The sequence below is a fragment of the Azonexus hydrophilus genome (assembly GCF_038368255.1).
Classification (GTDB): Bacteria; Pseudomonadota; Gammaproteobacteria; order Burkholderiales; family Rhodocyclaceae; genus Azonexus; species Azonexus hydrophilus.
Window position 1 is genome coordinate 1,472,606 of the sequence record NZ_CP151406.1, and the last position, 19,930, is coordinate 1,492,535.

General features: G+C 64.3%; 22 protein-coding genes. 8 read left to right on the forward strand and 14 right to left on the reverse strand.

Annotated elements, in window-relative coordinates; genetic code table 11:
- Positions 1–12: 12 nt before the first annotated feature.
- The 3 genes from AADV58_RS07120 (at position 13) to AADV58_RS07130 (ending at position 3,760) form a co-directional block, all read left to right on the forward strand.
- Positions 13–1,194, forward strand: coding sequence for an acetyl-CoA C-acyltransferase family protein (locus AADV58_RS07120; protein ID WP_028996028.1), 1,182 nt, complete (start codon positions 13–15; stop codon positions 1,192–1,194).
- Between the two features lie 200 nt (positions 1,195–1,394).
- On the forward strand, positions 1,395–2,807 hold the full coding sequence (locus AADV58_RS07125) for a circularly permuted type 2 ATP-grasp protein (protein WP_341744423.1): 1,413 nt from the start codon (positions 1,395–1,397) through the stop codon (positions 2,805–2,807).
- A gap of 2 nt (positions 2,808–2,809) precedes the next feature.
- Positions 2,810–3,760 (forward strand): alpha-E domain-containing protein, encoded by a 951-nt coding sequence (locus tag AADV58_RS07130; RefSeq protein ID WP_028996026.1) that lies wholly within the window; start codon positions 2,810–2,812, stop codon positions 3,758–3,760.
- Here the strand turns inward: AADV58_RS07130 and AADV58_RS07135 are convergent.
- Positions 3,757–5,394 carry a Na/Pi cotransporter family protein gene (locus AADV58_RS07135; protein WP_028996025.1) on the reverse strand — a complete coding sequence of 546 codons (1,638 nt, stop codon included), beginning with the start codon at positions 5,392–5,394 and terminating at the stop codon, positions 3,757–3,759. The two genes, AADV58_RS07130 and AADV58_RS07135, sit on opposite strands and share 4 nt — an antisense overlap.
- Positions 5,395–5,503: 109 nt before the next feature.
- Here AADV58_RS07135 and AADV58_RS07140 point away from each other — a divergent pair, with 109 nt between their 5' ends.
- Positions 5,504–6,718: an NAD(P)/FAD-dependent oxidoreductase gene (locus AADV58_RS07140; protein WP_341744424.1), complete on the forward strand. Its 1,215-nt coding sequence runs from the start codon at positions 5,504–5,506 to the stop codon at positions 6,716–6,718.
- On the opposite strand, the gene AADV58_RS07145 is transcribed toward AADV58_RS07140, so the two are convergent.
- The 11 genes from AADV58_RS07145 to AADV58_RS07195 all read right to left on the reverse strand — a co-directional run bounded on the left by AADV58_RS07145 (position 6,719) and on the right by AADV58_RS07195 (position 15,394).
- Positions 6,719–8,332 carry an NAD(P)/FAD-dependent oxidoreductase gene (locus AADV58_RS07145; RefSeq protein ID WP_341744425.1) on the reverse strand — a complete coding sequence of 538 codons (1,614 nt, stop codon included), beginning with the start codon at positions 8,330–8,332 and terminating at the stop codon, positions 6,719–6,721.
- 6 nt (positions 8,333–8,338) lie between these two features.
- On the reverse strand, positions 8,339–8,794 hold the full coding sequence (locus tag AADV58_RS07150; protein WP_341744426.1) for a cytochrome c: 456 nt from the start codon (positions 8,792–8,794) through the stop codon (positions 8,339–8,341).
- A 63-nt stretch (positions 8,795–8,857) separates the two neighbouring features.
- A complete protein-coding gene (locus AADV58_RS07155; RefSeq protein ID WP_051295522.1) occupies positions 8,858–9,166 on the reverse strand; it encodes a hypothetical protein in 309 nt (102 codons plus the stop codon).
- 187 nt (positions 9,167–9,353) lie between these two features.
- Positions 9,354–9,959, reverse strand: a complete 606-nt coding sequence (ureG, locus tag AADV58_RS07160; RefSeq protein ID WP_281984158.1) for an urease accessory protein UreG — start codon at positions 9,957–9,959, stop codon at positions 9,354–9,356.
- Positions 9,960–9,966: 7 nt separating this feature from the next.
- Positions 9,967–10,653, reverse strand: coding sequence for an urease accessory protein UreF (locus tag AADV58_RS07165; protein WP_341744427.1), 687 nt, complete (start codon positions 10,651–10,653; stop codon positions 9,967–9,969).
- On the reverse strand, positions 10,650–11,189 hold the full coding sequence (gene ureE, locus AADV58_RS07170; protein WP_341744428.1) for an urease accessory protein UreE: 540 nt from the start codon (positions 11,187–11,189) through the stop codon (positions 10,650–10,652). Before ureE ends, AADV58_RS07165 begins: the two co-directional genes overlap by 4 nt.
- A gap of 2 nt (positions 11,190–11,191) precedes the next feature.
- Positions 11,192–12,898 carry an urease subunit alpha gene (gene ureC, locus AADV58_RS07175; RefSeq protein WP_341744429.1) on the reverse strand — a complete coding sequence of 569 codons (1,707 nt, stop codon included), beginning with the start codon at positions 12,896–12,898 and terminating at the stop codon, positions 11,192–11,194.
- Positions 12,898–13,203, reverse strand: a complete 306-nt coding sequence (locus tag AADV58_RS07180; protein ID WP_341744430.1) for an urease subunit beta — start codon at positions 13,201–13,203, stop codon at positions 12,898–12,900. Before AADV58_RS07180 ends, ureC begins: the two co-directional genes overlap by 1 nt.
- Positions 13,204–13,213: 10 nt before the next feature.
- On the reverse strand, positions 13,214–13,516 hold the full coding sequence (gene ureA, locus AADV58_RS07185) for an urease subunit gamma (protein WP_341744431.1): 303 nt from the start codon (positions 13,514–13,516) through the stop codon (positions 13,214–13,216).
- Positions 13,517–13,526: 10 nt separating this feature from the next.
- Positions 13,527–14,393 carry an urease accessory protein UreD gene (locus tag AADV58_RS07190; RefSeq protein ID WP_341744432.1) on the reverse strand — a complete coding sequence of 289 codons (867 nt, stop codon included), beginning with the start codon at positions 14,391–14,393 and terminating at the stop codon, positions 13,527–13,529.
- A gap of 128 nt (positions 14,394–14,521) precedes the next feature.
- Positions 14,522–15,394 (reverse strand): outer envelope protein, encoded by an 873-nt coding sequence (locus tag AADV58_RS07195; protein ID WP_028996015.1) that lies wholly within the window; start codon positions 15,392–15,394, stop codon positions 14,522–14,524.
- 397 nt (positions 15,395–15,791) lie between these two features.
- On the opposite strand from AADV58_RS07195, the gene AADV58_RS07200 reads away from it, so the two are divergent.
- Genes AADV58_RS07200 through AADV58_RS07210 form a run of 3 tightly spaced genes read left to right on the forward strand, consistent with a single transcriptional unit; the run spans position 15,792 to position 18,443 of the window.
- Positions 15,792–16,820, forward strand: coding sequence for an ABC transporter substrate-binding protein (locus AADV58_RS07200; protein WP_028996014.1), 1,029 nt, complete (start codon positions 15,792–15,794; stop codon positions 16,818–16,820).
- A 57-nt stretch (positions 16,821–16,877) separates the two neighbouring features.
- Entirely contained in the window at positions 16,878–17,657 is a 780-nt protein-coding gene (locus tag AADV58_RS07205; protein ID WP_028996013.1) for an ABC transporter ATP-binding protein, read from the forward strand.
- A 9-nt stretch (positions 17,658–17,666) separates the two neighbouring features.
- Positions 17,667–18,443, forward strand: a complete 777-nt coding sequence (locus tag AADV58_RS07210; protein WP_028996012.1) for an ABC transporter permease — start codon at positions 17,667–17,669, stop codon at positions 18,441–18,443.
- A gap of 64 nt (positions 18,444–18,507) precedes the next feature.
- Here AADV58_RS07210 and AADV58_RS07215 read toward each other — a convergent pair whose 3' ends face one another.
- A complete protein-coding gene (locus tag AADV58_RS07215; RefSeq protein WP_028996011.1) occupies positions 18,508–18,945 on the reverse strand; it encodes a nucleoside deaminase in 438 nt (145 codons plus the stop codon).
- Positions 18,946–18,960: 15 nt separating this feature from the next.
- On the reverse strand, positions 18,961–19,740 hold the full coding sequence (scpB, locus tag AADV58_RS07220; protein ID WP_341744433.1) for a methylmalonyl-CoA decarboxylase: 780 nt from the start codon (positions 19,738–19,740) through the stop codon (positions 18,961–18,963).
- A gap of 33 nt (positions 19,741–19,773) precedes the next feature.
- Here scpB and AADV58_RS07225 point away from each other — a divergent pair, with 33 nt between their 5' ends.
- Entirely contained in the window at positions 19,774–19,929 is a 156-nt protein-coding gene (locus AADV58_RS07225; protein WP_157272555.1) for a hypothetical protein, read from the forward strand.
- The last annotated feature ends 1 nt before the right edge of the window (position 19,930 follow it).

Here is a 19,930-nt window from a genome sequence, read left to right on the forward strand (position 1 = left end):
GAGGAGTTCTACATGAGCAGAGAAGTTGTCGTTCTGAGCGCGGTCCGTTCCCCCATCGGTTCCTTTGGCGGCTCCCTGGCTGATTTCGATACCAGCGAACTGGCCGGTATCGTGATGAAGGAAGCGATTGCCCGCTCCGGCGTCGATCCCCAGCAGATCAATTACGTCACGGTGGGCACCACGATGCCGACCGATTCCCGTTATGCCTACGCCTCGCGCGTCGCCTCGATCCAGGCCGGCCTGCCCATGGAATCGGTGTCCATGCAGGTTTCCCGCCTGTGCGCCTCCGGCCTGCAGGGCATCGTTACCACCGCCCAGAACATCATGCTGAACGATGCCGACTACGGTATCGGCGGCGGTGTCGAAGTCATGTCCAAGGCCGCCTACCTGCTGCCGGCGTTGCGTTCCGGTGCGCGCATGGGCGACACCAAGGCGATCGACTCGATGGTTGCCGTCCTGACCGACCCGTTCGGCGTCGGCCACATGGGCATCACTGCCGAAAACCTGGCTGCCAAGCACGGCATCAGCCGCGAAGAGCAGGATGCCTTCGCCGTTGAGTCGCAGCGTCGTGCCGCTGCTGCCCAGGATGCCGGTTACTTCCAGTCGCAGATCGTCCCCATCGTCAAGCAGACGCGCAAGGGCGACGTGGTTTTCGATGCCGACGAGTACATCAAGCGCGGCACTACCATGGAAACCCTGGCCAAGATGAAGCCGGCGTTCAAGAAGGACGGTACCGTCACCGCCGGTAACGCCTCCGGCATCAACGACGGCGCGGCCTTCTTCGTGCTGGCCGCCGCCGATGTCGCTGCCAAGGCCGGTTACAAGGCCCGTGCCCGTATCGCCGGTTACGCCGTTGCCGGCGTGCCGAACGACGTCATGGGCGAAGGTCCGATCCCGGCGACCAAGCTGGCGCTCAAGAAGGCCGGCCTGACGCTGGACCAGATGGACGTCATCGAATCGAACGAAGCCTTCGCCGCGCAAGCCCTGTCGGTGTCCAAGGTGCTCGGTCTCGATCCGGCCAAGACCAACCCGAACGGCGGCGCCATCGCCCTCGGCCACCCGGTTGGCTGTTCCGGTGCCTTCATTGCCACCAAGGCGTTGTACGAACTGGAACGCGTTGCCGGCAAGTACGCACTGGTCACCATGTGTATCGGTGGCGGTCAGGGTATCGCGGTCATCCTCGAGCGCGCCTGATCTCTTGCCTGCTTTGCCAAAAACCCGCCGGATCGCTCCGGCGGGTTTTTTTATTGGTGCGCACCATGTTGTCACTTCGCACCAGTATGGGGCGTGCATATTCATCGGAATTTCCTAATCCGCTGTTTCAATGAGGTTTTGGGTCGTGGCACGGTTTCTGCTGAATTGAAAACGAGAGCATCCTCATAAAAGAGTCGGACATGAACTTCTATAACGAGATGTACGACGCCGACGGTGGCGTCCGGGAGCACTACAAACGCTACGAAGCGTGGTTGAAGGAGACGCCGCCCGAGCGCATCGAGCGCAAGCGCGCCGAAGCCGATCTGGCTTTCCACCGCGTCGGCATCACCTTCGCTGTCTATGGCGAGGAGGCCGGCAAGGAGCGCCTGATTCCCTTCGACATCATTCCGCGCGTCATTCCATCGAAGGAATGGAAGGCGATGGAACGCGGCATGCGCCAGCGGGTCAAGGCGCTGAACATGTTCCTGTGGGACATCTACCACGATCAGGAAATCCTCAAGGCGGGCAAGATCCCGGCCGAACAGGTGCTGGACAACGCCCAGTACCGTGCGGTGATGAAGGGCGTCGACGTGCCGGCCGGCATCTACGCCCATATCGCCGGGGTCGACCTGGTCCGCGCCGGCGCCGGCGAGTTCTACGTGCTCGAAGACAACCTGCGCGTGCCGTCGGGTGTGTCGTACATGCTCGAAGACCGCAAGATGATGATGCGCCTGTTCCCGGAGCTGTTTGCCCGGCACAAGGTGGCACCGGTTCAGCATTACCCGGACATGCTGCTGGAAAAGCTGCGTGCCGTCGCGCCGCAGGGCATCACCGATCCGACCGTGGTCGTGTTGACGCCGGGGGCTTACAACAGCGCCTATTTCGAACACAGCTTCCTGGCCCAGCAGATGGGCGTCGAACTGGTTGAGGGCCGCGATCTCTTCGTCAAGGACGAGACGGTGTACATGCGCACGACGCAGGGTCCGCAACGCGTCGACGTGATCTATCGCCGGATCGACGACGACTTCCTCGATCCGCTGGCTTTCCGCGCCGATTCGGCGCTCGGCGTGCCCGGCATCCTCAAGGCCTACCAGGCCGGCAACGTCACCCTGTCGAACGCCATCGGCACCGGCGTCGCCGACGACAAGTCGATCTACCCCTACGTGCCGGAGATGATCCGTTTCTACCTCGGTGAGGAGCCGATCCTCAACAACGTGCCGACCTACATGTGCCGCAAGAAGGACGATCTGGCCTACGTGCTCGATCACCTCGGCGAACTGGTGGTCAAGGAAGTGCACGGCGCCGGCGGTTACGGCATGCTGGTCGGTCCGGCCTCGACCAGGGAGCAGATCGAGAAATTCCGCCAGTTGCTGCTGGCCAAGCCGGACGGTTACATCGCCCAGCCGACGCTGGCCTTGTCCAACTGCCCGACTTTTGTCGAGGAAGGCATTGCGCCGCGTCACCTCGATCTGCGGCCCTTTGTGCTGTCGTCGGGCAAGTGCGTGAACATGGTGCCCGGCGGGCTGACCCGGGTCGCCCTGACCAAGGGCTCGCTCGTCGTCAATTCGTCGCAGGGCGGCGGTACCAAGGATACCTGGGTTCTGGAGGATTAATCATGCTGAGCCGTACTGCCGATCACCTGTTCTGGATGTCGCGCTACATCGAGCGCGCCGAAAATCTTGCCCGCCTGCTCGACGTCACCTGGCAGATGTCGCTGGTGCCCCAGTCCGAAGAAGCCGCCAACCAGAGCTGGGCCGCGATCATCGCGCTGAACAGCCTGGAGGAGGCCTACGCCGCCAAGTACGACACGGTCAATGGCGAGAACGTGCTGCGTTTCATGGTCAGCGACCACGACAATTTCTCGTCGATCTACAGCTGCTTGCGCATGGCTCGCGAGAACGCGCACGCGGTGCGCGGCACGCTGACCACCGAGATGTGGGAAACGATGAACTCGACTTGGCTGGAAGCCCGCGAAAAGAGTTTCGAGCAGATCGTCAATGCCGGCGTCGGCGATTTCTTCGAGTGGGTCAAGCTGCGTTCCTCGCTGTCACGCGGGACCACGCTGGGCACGCTGCTGCAGGACGAGGCCTTCCACTTCATCCGCCTCGGCACCTTGCTCGAACGTGCCGACAACACGGCGCGCATCCTCGACGTGAAATACCACGTCCTGCGTCCGCACGGCGAGGAAGAGGAAGCCACCGATTTCTACCAGTGGGGCGCCTTGCTCCGCTCGGTGTCGGCCTTCGAGGTCTATCGCAAGGTGTACCGCGACGTGATCACGCCGGAGCGGGTCGCCGAGCTGCTGATCCTCAACAGCGACATGCCGCGCTCCCTGCGCTTCTGCCTGAACGGCGTGGTCAAGAATCTCGAACTGCTGTCGAACAACCATTCCGGCGAAACCCTGCGCCAGGCCGGTCAGCTGTACTCGCAACTGCGTTACGGCCGGATCGAGGACATCCTCAAGGACGGCCTGCACGAGTGGCTGACCGACTTCATGGATCGCATCTACCTGATCGGCAACGGCATCAGCAAGGACTTCCTGGTGCCGATGGACGAAGCCGCCTAGGCGCTTTCCAGCGACACGGGCGCGCTGCCGGCCACCGGGTCCAGGGTCTCCAGCATGCGGGCCGCCTTGTTCGCCTGTTCGACCAGGCGGCGCAGGGCGCTGAAACCGCTCATCAGTTCGTCCATCTGCTCGATCGGGATGCTGCCGGCAGCGCCCGCTTCGAGCAGTTTTGCTTTCAGCGCGTGGTAGGCCAGTTCGAAACCGCCCAGTTGTTCGGCTTCGGGCAGGGTCTGACCGGCGAGCAGGGGATCGACCCGTTCGAGCAGCCCGACGGCCTGGGCGGCCAGGCTGCGGCTTTCATCGACCAGGTCGTGAACGGCGATCAGCGGCAGCGTCGAATGAATCCGCCCGAGTTCGGCGCACAGTTCGTGGCAGGTATCGTAGTAGCGGTGCACGCGCAGCAGCGTCGCCAGGTTGTGCGCCGTGTCCTGGGGCATCGGATGCCGGTTGACCTCGGCAACGAAGTCGAGGATCGCCCGCGATAGCGGCGGGAAAGGATTGACCCGAGGCCAGGCGGCCGGGCCGGCACCATCCGGCGTGCTGCGCAGGCGGGCCATGTCGAGGACGATGTTGCCCAGCCGCGAGACTTCGCGGTGCAGGGCATCGACCGCCAGTGAAGGTACCGAGCCGACGTTGCGGTCGATGTAGTGCGGCCGGCCGATTTCCTCTTCCTCGGTCCGGAAGCGGCCTTCCAGGAAACGCGCCAGACGGCCGGTCAGCGGCCACATCAGGATCACCCCGAGCAGGTTGAAGACGGTATGGAACAGGGCCAGGCTGACGGCGGGCTGGGCACCGAGTTCGAGCCAGTCGCGCAGCATGCCGATCAGCGAGAGCAGCGCCGGCAGCATGAACAGGGCGACAATGCCAGTCAGGAAATTGAACATGACGTGGGCGGCGGCGGCCCGGCGTGCGTTCGGCGTGGCGCCGATGGCGGCGAGCAGGGCGGTGGCGGTGGTGCCGATGTTGGCGCCGATGACCGCGGCGGCGGCTTCATTCATCGGCAGGACGCCGGCTTCGGCCAGTGTGAGCACGATTGCCAGGACTGCGGCGGAGGCCTGCATGACCACGGTCAACAGCACCCCGGCCAGTACGAAGGCCAGGATCGACCAGATGCCGTGTCCGGAAAGGGCGCTCAGATCGAGCCCGCTGCCGCCGGCGGCAAAGGCCTGCTGCAGAAAACCGATGCCCAGGAACAGCACGCCGAAGCCGCCAATGGCGTTACCGACGGCGCCACGCCGGGTTTCCGCACCGGAAATGCGCAACATGATGCCGATGCCGATCAAGGGCAGCGCGGCCGCCTCGATTTTCAGCTTGAAGCCGATCACGGCGACCAGCCAGCCGGTGAAGGTGGTGCCGACATTCGAACCAAAGAACACCCACAGCGATTGTCCCAGCGGCAGCAGGCCGGCATTGACGAAGCCGATGGTGGCGACGGTGATCGCCGTCGATGACTGCACCAGGGCGGTCGAGAAAATGCCGAACAGCAGGCCGCGCAGCCGGGTCGCCGTCCAGGTGTGCAACAGGCTGGCCAGCGAGGGGCCCAGCGCCAGCTTCAGCCCGTCGGTCATCATCGTCATCCCGAGCAGGAAGAGGCCGATGCCGCCGAGCATGGCAGGCAGGTTGATTCCGTCCATAACGCACCATACTGTTTGTGTGTGCATAGCGTGGCGCCAGACGCCCGCGCCGTCAAGCATTGCGCCGATGTTAGAATGCGCCGCCTGATGCCGAGCGAAGCGATGTGCCATGCAATTTGACGTGATCATCATCGGTGCCGGTGCCGCCGGCATGATGTGTGCCGCCCAGGCCGGGGCCCGCGGGCGGCGCGTGCTGCTGGTCGACCATGCCGAAAAGCTCGGCGAGCGCATCCGGATTTCCGGCGGTGGCCGCTGCAATTTCACCAACCGCAGCGTCAGCGCCGACAACTACCTGTCGCAGAACCCGCATTTCTGCCGCTCGGCGCTGGCCCGTTTCACCCAGCACGATTTCATCGCGATGCTCGACAAGCGCCGCATCGCCTACCACGAGCGCGAACACGGCCAGTTGTTCTGCAACGACTCGGCCGAAGAGATCATCGCCATGCTGCGCGACGCCTGCGTGGATGCCGGCGTGCGCTGGGCGATGCCGTGCGCGGTGCAGGGCGTCGAACGCCTGGCCAACGACGCGGCGCTGCCGTGGCGGGTGCTCACCGATCAAGGGGCCTTCCGCAGCCAGTCGCTGGTCGTTGCCACCGGCGGCCTGGCAATTCCGAAAATCGGCGCTTCGCCTTTCGGCTATCAACTGGCCGAACAGTTCGCCATTCCCGTGGTGCCGCCGCGACCGGCGCTGGTGCCGCTGGCGCTGGCGCCGGAACTGCTCGAACCGCTGAAGCCGATGGCCGGCGCCACCCTCGATGCCAGTGCCAGTTTTGCCACGGCGGCCTTCCGAGAAAACGTGCTGATCACCCACCGCGGCCTGTCCGGCCCAGCCATTCTGCAGATTTCCAGCTACTGGCAGATGCAGGAATACGGCAGCGGCAAGAAACGGCCGCTGGAAATCGACCTGCTGCCCGGCATCGACGCCGGCGACTGGCTGGAAGGGCAGCGCCAGGGCCGGGTGCATCTGCCCAACCTGCTCGCCGAACGCCTGCCCCGGCGCTTTGCCCACGAGTGGTGTGCGCTGGTCGGCGGCGACAAGGCGGTCAATCGGCCAATCGGCGAACTCGGCCGGCGCGACCTCGAACATATCGCCAGCCAGCTCAACGCCTGGTCGCTGATGCCGGCGGGTACGCTGGGCTTTGCCAAGGCCGAAGTCACGCTCGGCGGCGTGTCGACCGCAGCATTGTCATCAAAGACCATGGCGGCGCGAGAAGTGCCCGGCCTCTACTTCATCGGCGAAGTGGTCGACGTCACCGGCTGGCTGGGCGGCTACAACTTCCAGTGGGCCTGGTCGTCGGGCTGGGTGGCCGGTCAGTTCGCCTGATCAGGCTTGCGTCATCGCCCGGGCCACGGCCTCGGCGACCTTGATGCCGTCCACGCCCGCCGACAGGATGCCGCCGGCGTAACCGGCGCCTTCGCCGGCCGGGTAGAGGCCGCGGGTGTTGATGCTCTGGAAGTTGTCGCCGCGCTTGATGCGGATCGGCGATGAAGTCCGTGTCTCGACGCCGGTGAGTACCGCGTCAGCCATGGCGAAGCCGTGGATCTGGCGGTCGAAGGCGGGGATGGCTTCGCGCAGCGCGTCGATGACGAAGGCCGGCGCACAGGTGCTCAGGTCGGTCATGTGCACGCCGGGCTGGTAGGACGGATCGACCTTGCCGAGGGCGCTCGACGGCCGGCCGGCGAGGAAGTCGCCGACGCGTTGCGCCGGTGCGTCGTAGTTGCTGCCGCCGGCGATGAAAGCCTGGCTTTCCCAGTGGCGCTGGAAGTCGACGCCGGCCAGCGGGTTTTTGCGGTAGTCGCCGGGGAAATCCTCGGGTTCGACATTGACCACCAGCGCCGAATTGGCGTTGCGCTCGGCGCGCGAGTACTGGCTCATGCCGTTGGTGACGACGCGGCCGGGTTCCGAGGTGGCGGCGACTACCTGGCCGCCCGGGCACATGCAGAAACTGTAGGCGGCGCGGCCGTTGGCGCAATGATGGACGAGCTTGTAGTCGGCGGCGCCGAGCAGTTCGTTGCCGGCGTTGGGGCCGAAGCGGGCCTTGTCGATCAGCGTCTGCGGGTGCTCGATGCGGAAACCGATGGCGAAGGGCTTGGCTTCGACATAGACGCCGCTGCCGTGGATCATCTGGAAGGTGTCGCGGGCGCTGTGGCCGATCGCCAGCACCACATGGCGGCTGGCGATGCGCTCGCCGCCGGCGAGCTCGACGCCTTCGACCTGGCCGTTTTCAATCTGCAGGCGCTCGACGCGGGCGCCGAAGCGGATTTCGCCGCCCAGCTCGCGGATCGTCGCGCGCATGTTCTCGACCATCTTGACCAGCCGGAAGGTGCCGATGTGCGGCTTGCTCACGTACATGATCTCTGCCGGCGCGCCGGCCTTGACGAACTCGGCCATGACCTTGCGCCCGAGGAAGTTCGGGTCCTTGATCTGGCTGTACAGCTTGCCGTCGGAGAAGGTGCCGGCGCCGCCTTCGCCGAACTGGACGTTCGATTCCGGGTCGAGCACGTGCTTGCGCCACAGGCCCCAGGTGTCCTTGGTCCGCTCGCGCACGGCCTTGCCGCGTTCGAGGATGATCGGCCGGAAACCCATCTGCGCCAGCAGCAGCCCGGCCATCAGGCCACAGGGGCCCATGCCGATGACTACCGGGCGCTCGTTCAGGCCTTCGGGGGCGCGGGCGACGAAGTGGTAGTCCATGTCCGGCGTCGGCACGATGTGGCGGTCGTCCTTCAGGCGGGCAGCGACGCGGGCCTCATCGCGCAGTTCGACGTCGATCTGGTAGAGCAGGACGATGGCCGATTTCTTGCGTGCATCGTGGCTGCGCTTGAACACCGTGTAGCCGATCAGTTCGTCGTCGGCGATGCCGAGCCGGGCGCACAGCGCCGGGCGCAGGGCTGCCGGCGGGTGATCGAGCGGCAGCTTGAGTTCGGTCAGGCGCAACATGCCGGGTCAGCGCGCCTTGAACGGGTTGTGGCAGCTCTTGCAGCTGTCGTAGACCGCCTGGTAGGCGGGTTCGATGCGCTTGAGGTCCTTGCTCTGCGCGGCGGCCAGCAGTTCGTCGGTGGTGGTGAAGAAGCGCTTGCGCTCTTCCTCGAAGCGCGTCGGTTCTTCCCAGACGCGCGGCGTCGATTTGGTCGGCGGGTAGTTGGTGTCCGGGCCGAAGTGCGCCCAGGGCAGCTCGCGTTTTTCAACCAATACAGTAGCCATGCGCAGGAAGCGGTCTTCCTCGTAGCGCTTTTCGCGCAGCATCACGCCCATCGGCTCGAACACCCGCAGCATTTCCTTGAACGCATCCTGACGGGTTTTCACCGGCTGGCCGGGACGAGTGTCCTCGACTTCGCCGCAGGCGGGCAGGAGCAGGGCCGGGATCAGGGCAAGGAGGGCGGTTCTGGCGATCTTGTGCATGGATATCAAGCGGTGGATGAAGCAGAGGCCGGATTATAACCGGCGCCACCTGCATCCACCGTCTTACCAGGCGCGCGCACCCCGCATGTAGCTACGTGTTTCGGCGGTGCGCTGCACCGCTTCGACCGGCTTCGCTTCGGGCGCGGCAATGACTTCGGTGTCGCGGGCGACCGGCAGCAGCAGGTCGCGCAGGCGCAGGACCATGATCAGCAAATCCTCGTCGTCGGCGGCATCTTCGACTTCGTTGAGGCGCTGGCGGGCGTAGGCGGGTTCGCGGGTCAGTCGTTCCAGGTCAACGGTTTCGCCCAGGCTGCGCTTCACCTGCAATTTGAAGCGGGCCAGCAACTGCGCGGTTTCCATTTGCTTGTCCATTGGCCGAATTCTCCTTTTTTCTGGGTGCATCTCCCCGTTGGGGTCGGGTACCGGAAATTAGCGAAAATCGTGCCGGATGCTGCGCTGCAATATAGTGTTTTCCAATCAATGCTTTAGGCATTTCCCCCTTGGCGGGTGTGGCTTTCCCGGTGTTTGCCGATGGTGCGGCCTGCCCGATGATGGTGCGTTACAGCATGCCGCGTTCGCGAATGAAGGCGATGATGGTTTCCAGCCCTTCACCGGTTTTCAGGTTGGAAAAGACGAAGGGGCGCTGGCCGCGCTGCGCCTTGGCGTCGGTCGCCATGACGTCGAGCGAGGCACCGACCATCGGCGCCAGGTCGATTTTGTTGATGACCAGCAGGTCGGACTTGGTGATCCCGGGGCCGCCCTTGCGCGGGATCTTCTCGCCGGCGGCGACGTCGATCACGTAGATGGTCAGATCGGAGAGTTCGGGCGAGAAGGTCGCCGCCAGGTTGTCGCCGCCGGATTCGACGAGGATCAGCTCGACGCCGGGAAAGGCGCGCTGCAGGCGGTCGACGGCTTCGAGGTTGATCGATGCGTCCTCGCGGATGGCCGTGTGCGGGCAGCCGCCGGTCTCGACGCCGATGATCCGCTCGGGCGCCAGCGCCGAATGATTGACCAGGAACTTGGCGTCCTCGGCGGTGTAGATGTCGTTGGTGACCACGGCCATGTCGATCTTGTCGCGCAGGGCCTGGCACAGCGCCAGGGTCAGGGCGGTCTTGCCGGAACCGACGGGGCCGCCGATGCCGACGCGCAGGGCTTGTTTGCTCATGTTTTTCCTAGGATCTGAAGAGACGGGAATACTGGGTTTCGTGACGGGCGCAGGCGATGGCGAACGCCGGCGTGAAGTTCGACCATTCGCTTTCCGGCAGTTTCAGGGCAAGGGCAGCAATTTCGGGGATGCGCCCGCCAAGTTCGGCGAGCAGCCGCTGGCCGCTGGCCTGGCCGAGCGGCACCGCTTTCAGCGCGGCCATTACCTGGTTTTCGGCCCAGGCCCAGAGATAGGCAGTCAGCGCCGCTTCCGGGGCGATCTGCCAGGTCGCGGCGATGCCGGCCCAGCCGGTCGGGAAGGCGATTTCGCCGAGTCCGGCCAGCGTCGATTCGACATCGGCCAGCGCCGGGTCGCGCAGATCGCGCACCAGCCGGTGCAGCGAAAAGCCCATCTGGGCTGTTTCCGCGCGCAGCTCGGCGGATTCGCGGCTGGCCAGGAATTCGGCGTTGAGGCGGGCGATTTCAGCCTTGTCTGCTGCGGTCCACGCGCGCATCAGCGCAAAAATCAGCGGCGCTTCGTAACGGCCGATACCGTATGCGAGCAGATCGGCGATCCAGCGGCCGGCACTGGTCTCATCGCGGATGGTGCCGGATTCGACCGCCCATTCAAGACCTTGCGAATAGGTGTAGGCGCCGACCGGCAGCGCCGGGCTGGCGAGTTGGAGCAGGCGGGCGAGTTGCAGTGAAGGGGTCAACGCGGTTTGAACTCGTGGATTTTCGGCACGGAACGGTGCGGACCGTGGCCGGGGTTGTGCAGATCGGCATGGTCGGGCTCGTCACCGTGGTGATGATGGCCGCCGTGCGCCCCATAGGCGCCGGATTCCGGCTGGAACGGCGCTTCCGTCTCGCTGATCGAGCAACCGAGCCCACGCGCCATGTCGGCAAGCACGTGGTCGGTCTGGAAGCGCAGCTTGCCGCCGTTCTCGGTGGGAAGGATCTGCACCGGGACGTGCCGGTTGCCCAGGTGATAGGCGGCGCGGGCGAACAGCAGCGGAGTGTCGGCGACGGCCTCGATCAGCTTTTCCGGGGCGGCGAGGATTTCGACGACGGTTGAGCCGTCTTCAGCAATCAGTTTGTCGCCGCCGTGCAGGTGGTCGCCGCGCTCAAGGAAAATGCCGGCCTCGCTGCCGGAAGCCAGCGTCACTTTGAGGCGGCTGCGTTTGCGTTCGTCGTAGGCGAGCGCCACTGTGTCGGTGGCGGGGGCGGTGGTGCGTTTATTCAGGATCAGCATGGTCAGAACAGGAAATAGCGTTGGGCCAGCGGCAGTTCGGTCGCCGGTTCGCAGACGAGATGCACGCCGTCGGCCTTGACCACGTAGGTTTCGGGATCGACGGTGATTTCCGGCGTGGCGCCGTTGTGCACCATGTCGGATTTTTGCACGCCACGGCAACCGGAGACGGCGACCAGCGGTTTGGCGAGGCCCAGCGCCTTGATGGCCGGATTTTGCAGCGCCGCCTGCGAAACGAAGGTGACCGACGTCTTCAGCGCCTTGCCGAAGCTACCGAACATCGGCCGGTAATGTACCGGCTGCGGTGTCGGGATCGAGGCGTTGGGGTCGCCCATGGCGGCGGCGGCGATCATGCCGCCTTTCAAAATCAAGCTTGGTTTGACGCCGAAGAAGGCCGGTTTCCACAGCACCAGATCGGCCAGCTTGCCGACTTCGATCGAGCCCACCGTATGGGCGATACCATGTGTGAGCGCCGGGTTGATGGTGTATTTGGCGATGTAGCGCTTGACCCGGAAATTGTCGTGGCGCGCGTTGTCCTCAGGCAGCGCGCCGCGCTGCAGCTTCATCTTGTGCGCTGCCTGCCAGGTGCGAATGATGACTTCGCCGACGCGGCCCATGGCCTGCGAGTCGGAGCTCATCATCGAGAAGACGCCGAGGTCGTGCAGGATGTCTTCGGCGGCGATGGTCTCGCGGCGGATGCGCGATTCGGCGAAGGCCACGTCCTCGGCGATGCTCGGGTCGAGGTGGTGGCAGACCATCAGCATGTCGAGATGCTCGTCGATGGTGTTGACCGTGTACGGCATGGTCGGATTGGTCGAGCTGGGCAGGACATTGGGCAGCCCGGCTGCCTTGATGATGTCCGGGGCGTGGCCGCCGCCGGCGCCTTCGGTGTGGAAGGTGTGGATGGTGCGGCCCTTGAAGGCATCAATCGTTGCTTCGACGAAGCCGGACTCGTTCAGCGTATCGGTATGGATGGCCACCTGTACGTCCATCTCGTCGGCCACGCTCAAACAGCAGTCGATGGCCGCTGGCGTCGTGCCCCAGTCTTCGTGCAGCTTCAGGCCGATGACGCCGGCCGCGACCTGCTCGCGCAGCGCTTCCGGCAGGCTGGCGTTGCCCTTGCCGAGAAAACCGAGGTTCATCGGGAAGGCCTCGGCGGCTTCGAGCATGCGGTGGATGTGCCAGGGGCCGGGCGTGCAGGTGGTGGCGTAGGTGCCGGTGGCCGGCCCGGTGCCGCCGCCGATCATGGTGGTGACACCCGAATTGAGTGCTTCGTCGATCTGCTGCGGGCAGATGAAGTGGATGTGGCTGTCGATGCCGCCGGCGGTGACGATCATGCCTTCGCCAGCGATCACTTCGGTGCCGGGGCCGACGACGATGGTCACACCGGGCTGGATGTCCGGGTTGCCGGCCTTGCCGATGGCGGCGATGCGGCCGTCCTTGAGGCCGATGTCGGCCTTGACGATGCCGGTGACGGCATCGACGATCAGCGCGTTGGTGATCACGGTATCGACCGTTTCCGCTGAAACGCGCTGGCTCTGGCCCATGCCGTCGCGGATGACCTTGCCGCCGCCGAATTTCACTTCCTCGCCGTAGATCGTGTAGTCCTTCTCAACCTCGATGATCAGCTCGGTGTCGGCCAAGCGGAGACGGTCGCCGGTGGTCGGGCCGAACATCTCGGCATAGGCCTGACGGGTAATCTTGTTCGCCATCACAGTGCTCCCTGAACGAGGCCGCGGAAACCGTAAACCTTGCGCTCGCCGGCCAGCGCGACCAGTTGCACGGTGCGGCTCTGGCCCGGCTCGAAGCGCACGGCGGTGCCGGCGGCGATGTCGAGGCGGTAGCCGCGCGCGGCTTCACGATCGAAGCTCAAGCCGGCATTGGTTTCGTAAAAATGGTAGTGCGAGCCGACCTGAATCGGCCGGTCGCCGGTATTGGCCACCACGAGGGTGATGGTCGGGCGGCCGACGTTCAATTCGAGTTCGCCGGATTCGGCGAGGAGTTCTCCGGGGATCATCGCGTTCTCCTCAAACAATCGGGTGATGGACCGTGACCAGCTTGGTCCCGTCTGGGAAGGTGGCTTCGACCTGGATTTCCGGGATCAGCTCGGCGATGCCGTCCATCACGTCGGCGCGGGTCAATACCTGGGTGCCTTCGTGCATCAGCTCGGCCACCGTTTTGCCTTCGCGGGCGCCTTCCATGATCGCGCAGGTGATCAGCGCGACGGCTTCCGGGTAGTTGAGCTTCAGGCCCTTGGCCTTGCGCCGCTCGGCGAGCAGGCCGGCGGTGAAGATCAGCAGTTTGTCCTTCTCACGCGGTGTCAGTTCCATGACGACTCCTTCAGGTATTCCAGATTCGGGGCAGCACGGCCGGACGGCCGCAGCCGGCCGGACGCAGGATTTTCCACAGTTCGGCGAACCATCCCCGGGCGGCTTCGCTGTTGTCGCCCAGGTAACGCGCGATGAGCAGGCCGGGCGGGGCGGTGATGCCGTGTAGCGCAGCATCGGCGGGGGCGATGGTGCGCAGGCTTTCGAGCAGCGCAGCAGCCTGTTGCGGCAGTTCCGGGAAGCTGCACAGCAGCGTGCCGCAGACCGTCTTGCCGGCCCAGGCGGCCGGGCTGGCGAGCAGCGCATCGCTGCCCGAGACACCGCCGCGCTCGATCCACAGCGGCTTGCCGTCGCGGTCGATGCGGCAGAACAGGTCGAAACGCCCGTGCTCGAAACGTTCGCCGGACGCCGCGCGGCCCAGGCAGAGGATGTCCCAGCCCAGGTAACGGCTGTCGGCGGCGAGCGTGACGCGGGTGTCCATGCGTGCAATCGCGCCGTCGAAGACGATGCTCTCCTGCGGCAGCCATTCCAGCGTCGCGCCGGCAGCGACGTTCAGCGTCACCGTCTGCGATGCCGCAGCGCCGCCCGAGCGATACCACTTGCCGGCGCCCGGCGTGGTGATCTGGGCGTGGCTGTCGCGGTCGACGGCAATGTCGATCGCCAGATGATCGCCACCGGCGATGCCTGACGGCGGATGCAGCACCAGTGCCTGGCAGACGGCCTCGCCTTCCGGGTAAAGCGCTTTCTGCACGCGCAGCGGACCGCGATGGCGGTTTTCGCGCAGCACACTACGGGCACCTTGCCGGGTGAAGGCGAGGTGCAGTTCTGCGTGCCAGGTGGCCGTGTTGTCCGCCTGGTAAACGGGGAGGCGCGAAGTCATGACCGGATTATCAGGGAAACGGCTGGCGACGGGGAATACGCAGGAATGCGCAGGTGGTGTTCGCCGGTAAACGCCGGGCGGCCGCCCGGAAGCGGCCGCAGCATGCAAGATGGTTGGAGGAAAACGCCTCAGAAGTGATATTCGGCGCGGATCATCGGGGTCTTGGCGTAGGCACCATTGCCGGCGGCACCCTTGTGGTCGTTGCCGAACTTGTTCTTCCAGTACTGGTAGCCAACACCCGCCTTGAACGTGTTCTTCTGGGCGCCGATCAGACCGCTGAAATCGTAGAGCAGGGCCATGTCGATGTTGGTTTCGGCCTTGGTCTTGGTCTTGGCGATGTTTTCGTTATCGCCCTTGGCGGCGATGAAATTGGCGTAGCCACTGAAAGAGAAACCGCTGTCGCCGAGCGGAATGCCCCAGGCCAGGTTGAGCATGGGGTGCGGGTCATAGTGGTAGCGGCCGGGCTGGCGGAAGACGGCGCGTGCCGGTTCGTTGCTTTCCCACAATTGCAGCAGGCTGATGTTGAGGAAGCCCGGCACATTCATCATCACCGTCGGGCCGGCGACCAGCATGCGCTTCTTCGACTGGTAGCTATCGCCGCTCTTGTTGTTGTAGTCGAAACCGGCGGTAAAGCCGAAGCCACGGAACGGGCCGACCGCCAGACTCTTGCCGGCGATCTTGCCGAAGTCGAAGGTGTGACGGTAAACAATATAGACTTCCTGAGCGCTGCTCTCCTTGTTGGGAACACCGTTGGTCGTCGGCGAGTCGTTGCTGTCCGACATCAGCATGTCGACGTTGAAGTAGTTGCTGCCGTACTTGTAGCCACTGGCGTGGGTCAGGTTGATGATGTTCTTCTTGATGTCGTTGTTGTTGAACGGCTCGGCGAACTTGGTGCCGTAGCGGTAGCCGATCGAGGTATCGCTCCAGTCGGCGGCGCTGGCACCGGTAATGCCGACGGCGAGCAGGACGCTGGCGGTGAGGATGGACTTCTTGGCAAACATGATTGAACCTCCTGGTTTTGAGTTTGGGTGATCTCGTGCGGATGCTGCGGTGCAGCAGCCAGGCGACGGGCAAAATTTATCAGGAAGCGGCGTTGATGACCGGCATACACGGTATCGCTGAAATCATATAGTCGGTTTCTTATATCCCATTGAATATAATGGGCTTATCTCGCAGCAAATATACTTTCGGCATGCACGGTGAGGGGGCGTTTTTGCCGCTCATGCACCAAATCGAGGCGTGCTTTTTGCGCTATTTTGGTGAAAACCTTCTGCTGGCTTGACCGACGCGGCCTCGGGAAATTTCTGGTTTTAAAAAGTTGTTTAAAAACATAGACTTATTGCTTGGCACGGCGATTGCATGAAGACGGCCATTCACAACCGTTCAGGAGAATCGCTCATGTCCCTTCCCTTCAATGCCTGCCGTCGCCTGCTGCTTGCCGCTGGCCTTGCCTGCCTGACTGTGCCGGCGTTTGCCCAGGCTCCGCAGAAGATCAAATTCACGCTTGATTGGCGTTTCGAGGGCCCGTCCGCACCTTTCCTGATGGCCAAGGCCAAGGGTTACTTCGCCGCCGAAGGGCTGGATGTCGAGATCGATTCGGGCTCGGGTTCGGCCGGTGCCGTCACGCGCGTCGCGACCGGCGCCTACGACATGGGCTTTGCCGACTTCAATGCACTGGTCGAGCATGAGGCGAAGACGCCGGGCTCCAAGATCCAGGCCGTCTATATGGTGTACAACGCAACGCCGGCCGCTGTCTTCGTGCTCAAGAAGTCTGGCATCACGAAGCCCGCCGACCTCGTCGGCAAGACTTTGGCGGCACCGGTCTTCGATGCTGGCCGCAAGGCCTGGCCGGCTTTTGCCAAGTCGAATGGTCTGGCCGTCGATGCCGTCAAGTGGCAGAGCGTCGAACCGGCGCTGCGCGAAACCCTGCTCGCGCGTGGTGACGTGGATGGCATCACCGGTTTCTACTTCACCAGTCTGCTCAACCTCGAAGCGCGTGGCGTCAAGCCGGAAGAGATCGTTGCCCTGAAGTATCCGGATTTCGGTGTTGCGCTCTATGGCAACGCGATCATCGCCAGCCCGAAACTGATTGCCGAGAAGCCGCAAGCGGTGGCCGGCCTGCTGCGCGCCTTCAACAAGGCGCTCAAGGAAACCATCGCCAACCCGGATGCCGCGATTGCCTACGTCAGGGAGCGCGATCCGCTGATCAACGTTGCCCTCGAAACGCGTCGCCTCAAGCTGGCACTTGAATCCAGCGTGATCACCCCGGAAGTCAAGGCCAATGGTCTCGGTGCCGTGACCGGCGAGCGCCTGCAACGCTCGCTCGCCGAAACCGTCGAGGCCTATGGCCTGCCGGCGATGCCGAAGGCCGGCGATCTGTTCAGTGCTGCCTTCTTGCCGGCCGCTGCCGAGCGCGCACTCAAGTAAGTCCCCCGGCCGGCGGCAGTCGCCGCCGGCCGTTGCCGTTACCGATAGGGAATCCGCATGTCTTTCGTCAAGTTCGAGAACGTCAGCCTGGCCTACGCACCAGGTGGCGCCAACGCCATCGAGGATGTCAGTCTGGACATTCGTGAGGGTGAATTCGTCGCCGTCGTCGGCCCGTCAGGTTGTGGCAAATCCACCCTGATGAAGCTGGTCTCCGGCCTCAAGCCGCCAAGCAACGGTTACGTCTTCGTCGATGGACGCGAGGTCGGTGGTCCGTTGAAGATCGTCGGCATGGCCTTCCAGGCCGCCAACCTGCTGCCCTGGCGCAGTACGCTGGACAATGTGATGCTGCCGCTGGAAATCGTTGAACCCTTCCGCAGCAACCTGAAGAAGGAAAAGGCGCAATACACGGCCGACGCCGAGGCGCTGCTCGCCCGCGTCGGGCTGGCCGGCTACGGCGACAAGTTCCCCTGGGAACTGTCCGGCGGCATGCAGCAGCGGGCGTCGATCTGCCGCGCGCTGATCCACCAGCCGCGCCTCCTGATGCTCGACGAGCCTTTCGGCGCGCTCGACGCCTTCACCCGCGAAGAGCTCTGGTGCATGTTGCGCGACCTCTGGCAGGAGAAGCCATTCACCGTCATTCTGGTGACCCACGACCTGCGTGAGGCGGTCTTCCTGGCCGATACCGTCTACGTGATGAGCAAGCGCCCGGGCCGCATCCTGGTGCGCAAGGAAATCGAACTGCCGCGCCCGCGTCCGCTCGATGTCACCTACACCGACACGTTTGCCGCCTACGTGCACGAGCTGCGCGACCACATCGGCCGCATCCGCGAATCCTGAGGAACTCCCATGGTCATCAAACCTTCCACCCTCATCAAGGCCGCGCCCTGGTTGCTCACTGTCGCCATTTTCCTGATCTGGGAAATCATCTGTACCGGCCTGGCCATTCCCGATTACCTGATGCCGGCGCCGAGCGCGATCTGGGTCTCCGGCGTCGAATACGCCGGGCCGATCATGATGCACGCCATGCAGACGCTGTGGACGACGCTGGCCGGCTTCGCCATCGCCGTTGTCGTCGGCATGATGCTCGGCCTCGCTGTTGGTGCCTCGCCCTTGGTGTACAAAGCCTGCTACCCGCTGCTGGTCGGTTTCAACAGCATTCCCAAGGTCGCCTTCGTGCCGGTGCTGGTCGTCTGGTTCGGCATCGGCACCATCCCGGCCATCCTCACCGCCTTCCTGATCTCCTTCTTCCCGGTCGTGGTCAACGTCGCCACTGGCCTGGCGACGCTGGAGCCAGAACTGGAAGACGTGCTCCGCTCGCTCGGCGCCCGTCGCTGGCAGATCCTGATCAAGGTCGGTATTCCGCGCTCGCTGCCGTTCTTCTTCGCTTCGCTGAAAGTGGCGATCACGCTCGCCTTCGTCGGCTCGGTGATCTCGGAAACGGTCGCCTCCAACCTCGGCATCGGCTACCTGATGATGTCGGCCAGCTCGTCGATGAACATGCCGCTCGTCTTCGCCGGGCTGATCGTCATCGGCGTCATGGGGGTGGTCATGTACGAACTCTTCGCCCTGGCGGAGCGGCGCCTGACCGGCTGGGCGCACCGCAACCCGAACGCGCCGGGCTGAAATCGCGCAACTGTCGCGACAACGGCGCCCGCGGGCGCCGTTTTTCATGGTGCGGGGCGCCGGTTCAAACCCCGATATCCTCATTCCACAATTCCGGCCGGGCGGCGATGAAGTCGCGCATCAGGGCGATGCAGCTTTCGTCCTGCAGCACCTCGACGGCAACGCCGCGCGAGCGCAGTAGTTCTTCTTCGCCCATGAAGGTCCGGTTCTCGCCGACGATGACGCGGCGAATGCCGTAAAGCAGAATCGCCCCGCTGCACATCGAACAGGGCGACAAGGTGGTGTACAGCACCGCCTCCCGATACACCGAGGCCGGCTGGCGGCCGGCGTTCTCGAAGGCATCCATCTCGCCGTGCAGGATGGCGCTGCCCTGCTGGACTCGCCGGTTATGCCCGCGCCCGATGATGCGACCGTCGTGCACGATCACCGAGCCGATGGGAATGCCGCCCTCGGCCAGGCCCTGCCGGGCTTCGGCAATGGCGGCCTGCATGAATTCGTCCATGTCTTGCCTCTCCTGTCACTCGCCGCGATAGACCGGCGTGCGTTTTTCCTTGAAGGAATTGATGCCTTCGGCGTAGTCACGGCTGTTGTATACCACACGGCGCAGGCCCTGGATGCGCTCGAAATCGGCCGGCGACAGGGCGTGTGCGGCAGCCAGGATGCGTAGTTGTTCCTTCATGACGCCAATCGCCAGCGGCGAGTTGTGGGCGATGGTCTGCGCCATGTCGTGCGTGAACGCGGTGATTTCGGCAACCGGTACGACGTGGTTGATGATGCCCTGGCGTTCGAGGCGGGCAGCGGTCATCGGACGACTGGTGAATAGCAGCTCCTTGGCGATGTGTGGTGGCGCGGCGTTGAGGAAGGTGAGCAGGCCGGTCGCGTTGTAAGGCACGCCGAGCTTGGCCGGCGTTGCGGCAAAAGTCGCCTCGGGCGTGGCGACGATCATGTCGCAGGCAAAGACCAGTTCGCAGGCGCCGCCCCAGACGCTGCCCTCAATCAGCGCAATCACTGGCGCCGGAAAGGCTTCCACCTCGCGGATCAGCATGCGCAGCGGGTCCTGCCAGCCGAGCGGGTCGACGCCGCCGAGCGGCAGTTCGGCGACATCGTGGCCGGCCGACCAGACCTTGGCACCAGGCTGCGCACGCAGGATGGCAACGCGCGCCCCGGCTTCCCTGAAGTCGGCGAGGGTGGCGGCGATGGCATGGACCAGTTGTTCGGACAGCGCATTGCGCTTGAGGTCGTGATTCAGGGTGATGGTGCCGATGCCTTCGTTGACCGAGGCAAGAATCAGGGACATGAATTTTCCTGTAGATAATGATCTTGGACTATTGTGCCCCAGACTGTTACCGCCAGCACCTGCGTCGCGCTCAGGCTGCGCTTGTTGCCGAGACTCATCGGCGCACTGCTTGCTCTGGCCGTGCGTTGCCAGCTCGTTGGCCGACAAGGCTCCACCGAGGTGATCGCCCTGCGCGGCACGAATGGCTGAT

Coding starts and splice junctions, on each gene's coding strand:
- AADV58_RS07120 (WP_028996028.1), top strand. CDS start 13: ATGAGCAGAGAAGTTGTCGTTCTGAGCGCGGTCCGTTCCCCCATCGGT.
- AADV58_RS07125 (WP_341744423.1), top strand. CDS start 1,395: ATGAACTTCTATAACGAGATGTACGACGCCGACGGTGGCGTCCGGGAG.
- AADV58_RS07130 (WP_028996026.1), top strand. CDS start 2,810: ATGCTGAGCCGTACTGCCGATCACCTGTTCTGGATGTCGCGCTACATC.
- AADV58_RS07135 (WP_028996025.1), bottom strand. CDS start 5,394: ATGGACGGAATCAACCTGCCTGCCATGCTCGGCGGCATCGGCCTCTTC.
- AADV58_RS07140 (WP_341744424.1), top strand. CDS start 5,504: ATGCAATTTGACGTGATCATCATCGGTGCCGGTGCCGCCGGCATGATG.
- AADV58_RS07145 (WP_341744425.1), bottom strand. CDS start 8,332: ATGTTGCGCCTGACCGAACTCAAGCTGCCGCTCGATCACCCGCCGGCA.
- AADV58_RS07150 (WP_341744426.1), bottom strand. CDS start 8,794: ATGCACAAGATCGCCAGAACCGCCCTCCTTGCCCTGATCCCGGCCCTG.
- AADV58_RS07155 (WP_051295522.1), bottom strand. CDS start 9,166: ATGGACAAGCAAATGGAAACCGCGCAGTTGCTGGCCCGCTTCAAATTG.
- ureG (WP_281984158.1), bottom strand. CDS start 9,959: ATGAGCAAACAAGCCCTGCGCGTCGGCATCGGCGGCCCCGTCGGTTCC.
- ureE (WP_341744428.1), bottom strand. CDS start 11,189: ATGCTGATCCTGAATAAACGCACCACCGCCCCCGCCACCGACACAGTG.
- ureC (WP_341744429.1), bottom strand. CDS start 12,898: ATGGCGAACAAGATTACCCGTCAGGCCTATGCCGAGATGTTCGGCCCG.
- AADV58_RS07180 (WP_341744430.1), bottom strand. CDS start 13,203: ATGATCCCCGGAGAACTCCTCGCCGAATCCGGCGAACTCGAATTGAAC.
- ureA (WP_341744431.1), bottom strand. CDS start 13,516: ATGGAACTGACACCGCGTGAGAAGGACAAACTGCTGATCTTCACCGCC.
- AADV58_RS07190 (WP_341744432.1), bottom strand. CDS start 14,393: ATGACTTCGCGCCTCCCCGTTTACCAGGCGGACAACACGGCCACCTGG.
- AADV58_RS07195 (WP_028996015.1), bottom strand. CDS start 15,394: ATGTTTGCCAAGAAGTCCATCCTCACCGCCAGCGTCCTGCTCGCCGTC.
- AADV58_RS07200 (WP_028996014.1), top strand. CDS start 15,792: ATGTCCCTTCCCTTCAATGCCTGCCGTCGCCTGCTGCTTGCCGCTGGC.
- AADV58_RS07205 (WP_028996013.1), top strand. CDS start 16,878: ATGTCTTTCGTCAAGTTCGAGAACGTCAGCCTGGCCTACGCACCAGGT.
- AADV58_RS07210 (WP_028996012.1), top strand. CDS start 17,667: ATGGTCATCAAACCTTCCACCCTCATCAAGGCCGCGCCCTGGTTGCTC.
- AADV58_RS07215 (WP_028996011.1), bottom strand. CDS start 18,945: ATGGACGAATTCATGCAGGCCGCCATTGCCGAAGCCCGGCAGGGCCTG.
- scpB (WP_341744433.1), bottom strand. CDS start 19,740: ATGTCCCTGATTCTTGCCTCGGTCAACGAAGGCATCGGCACCATCACC.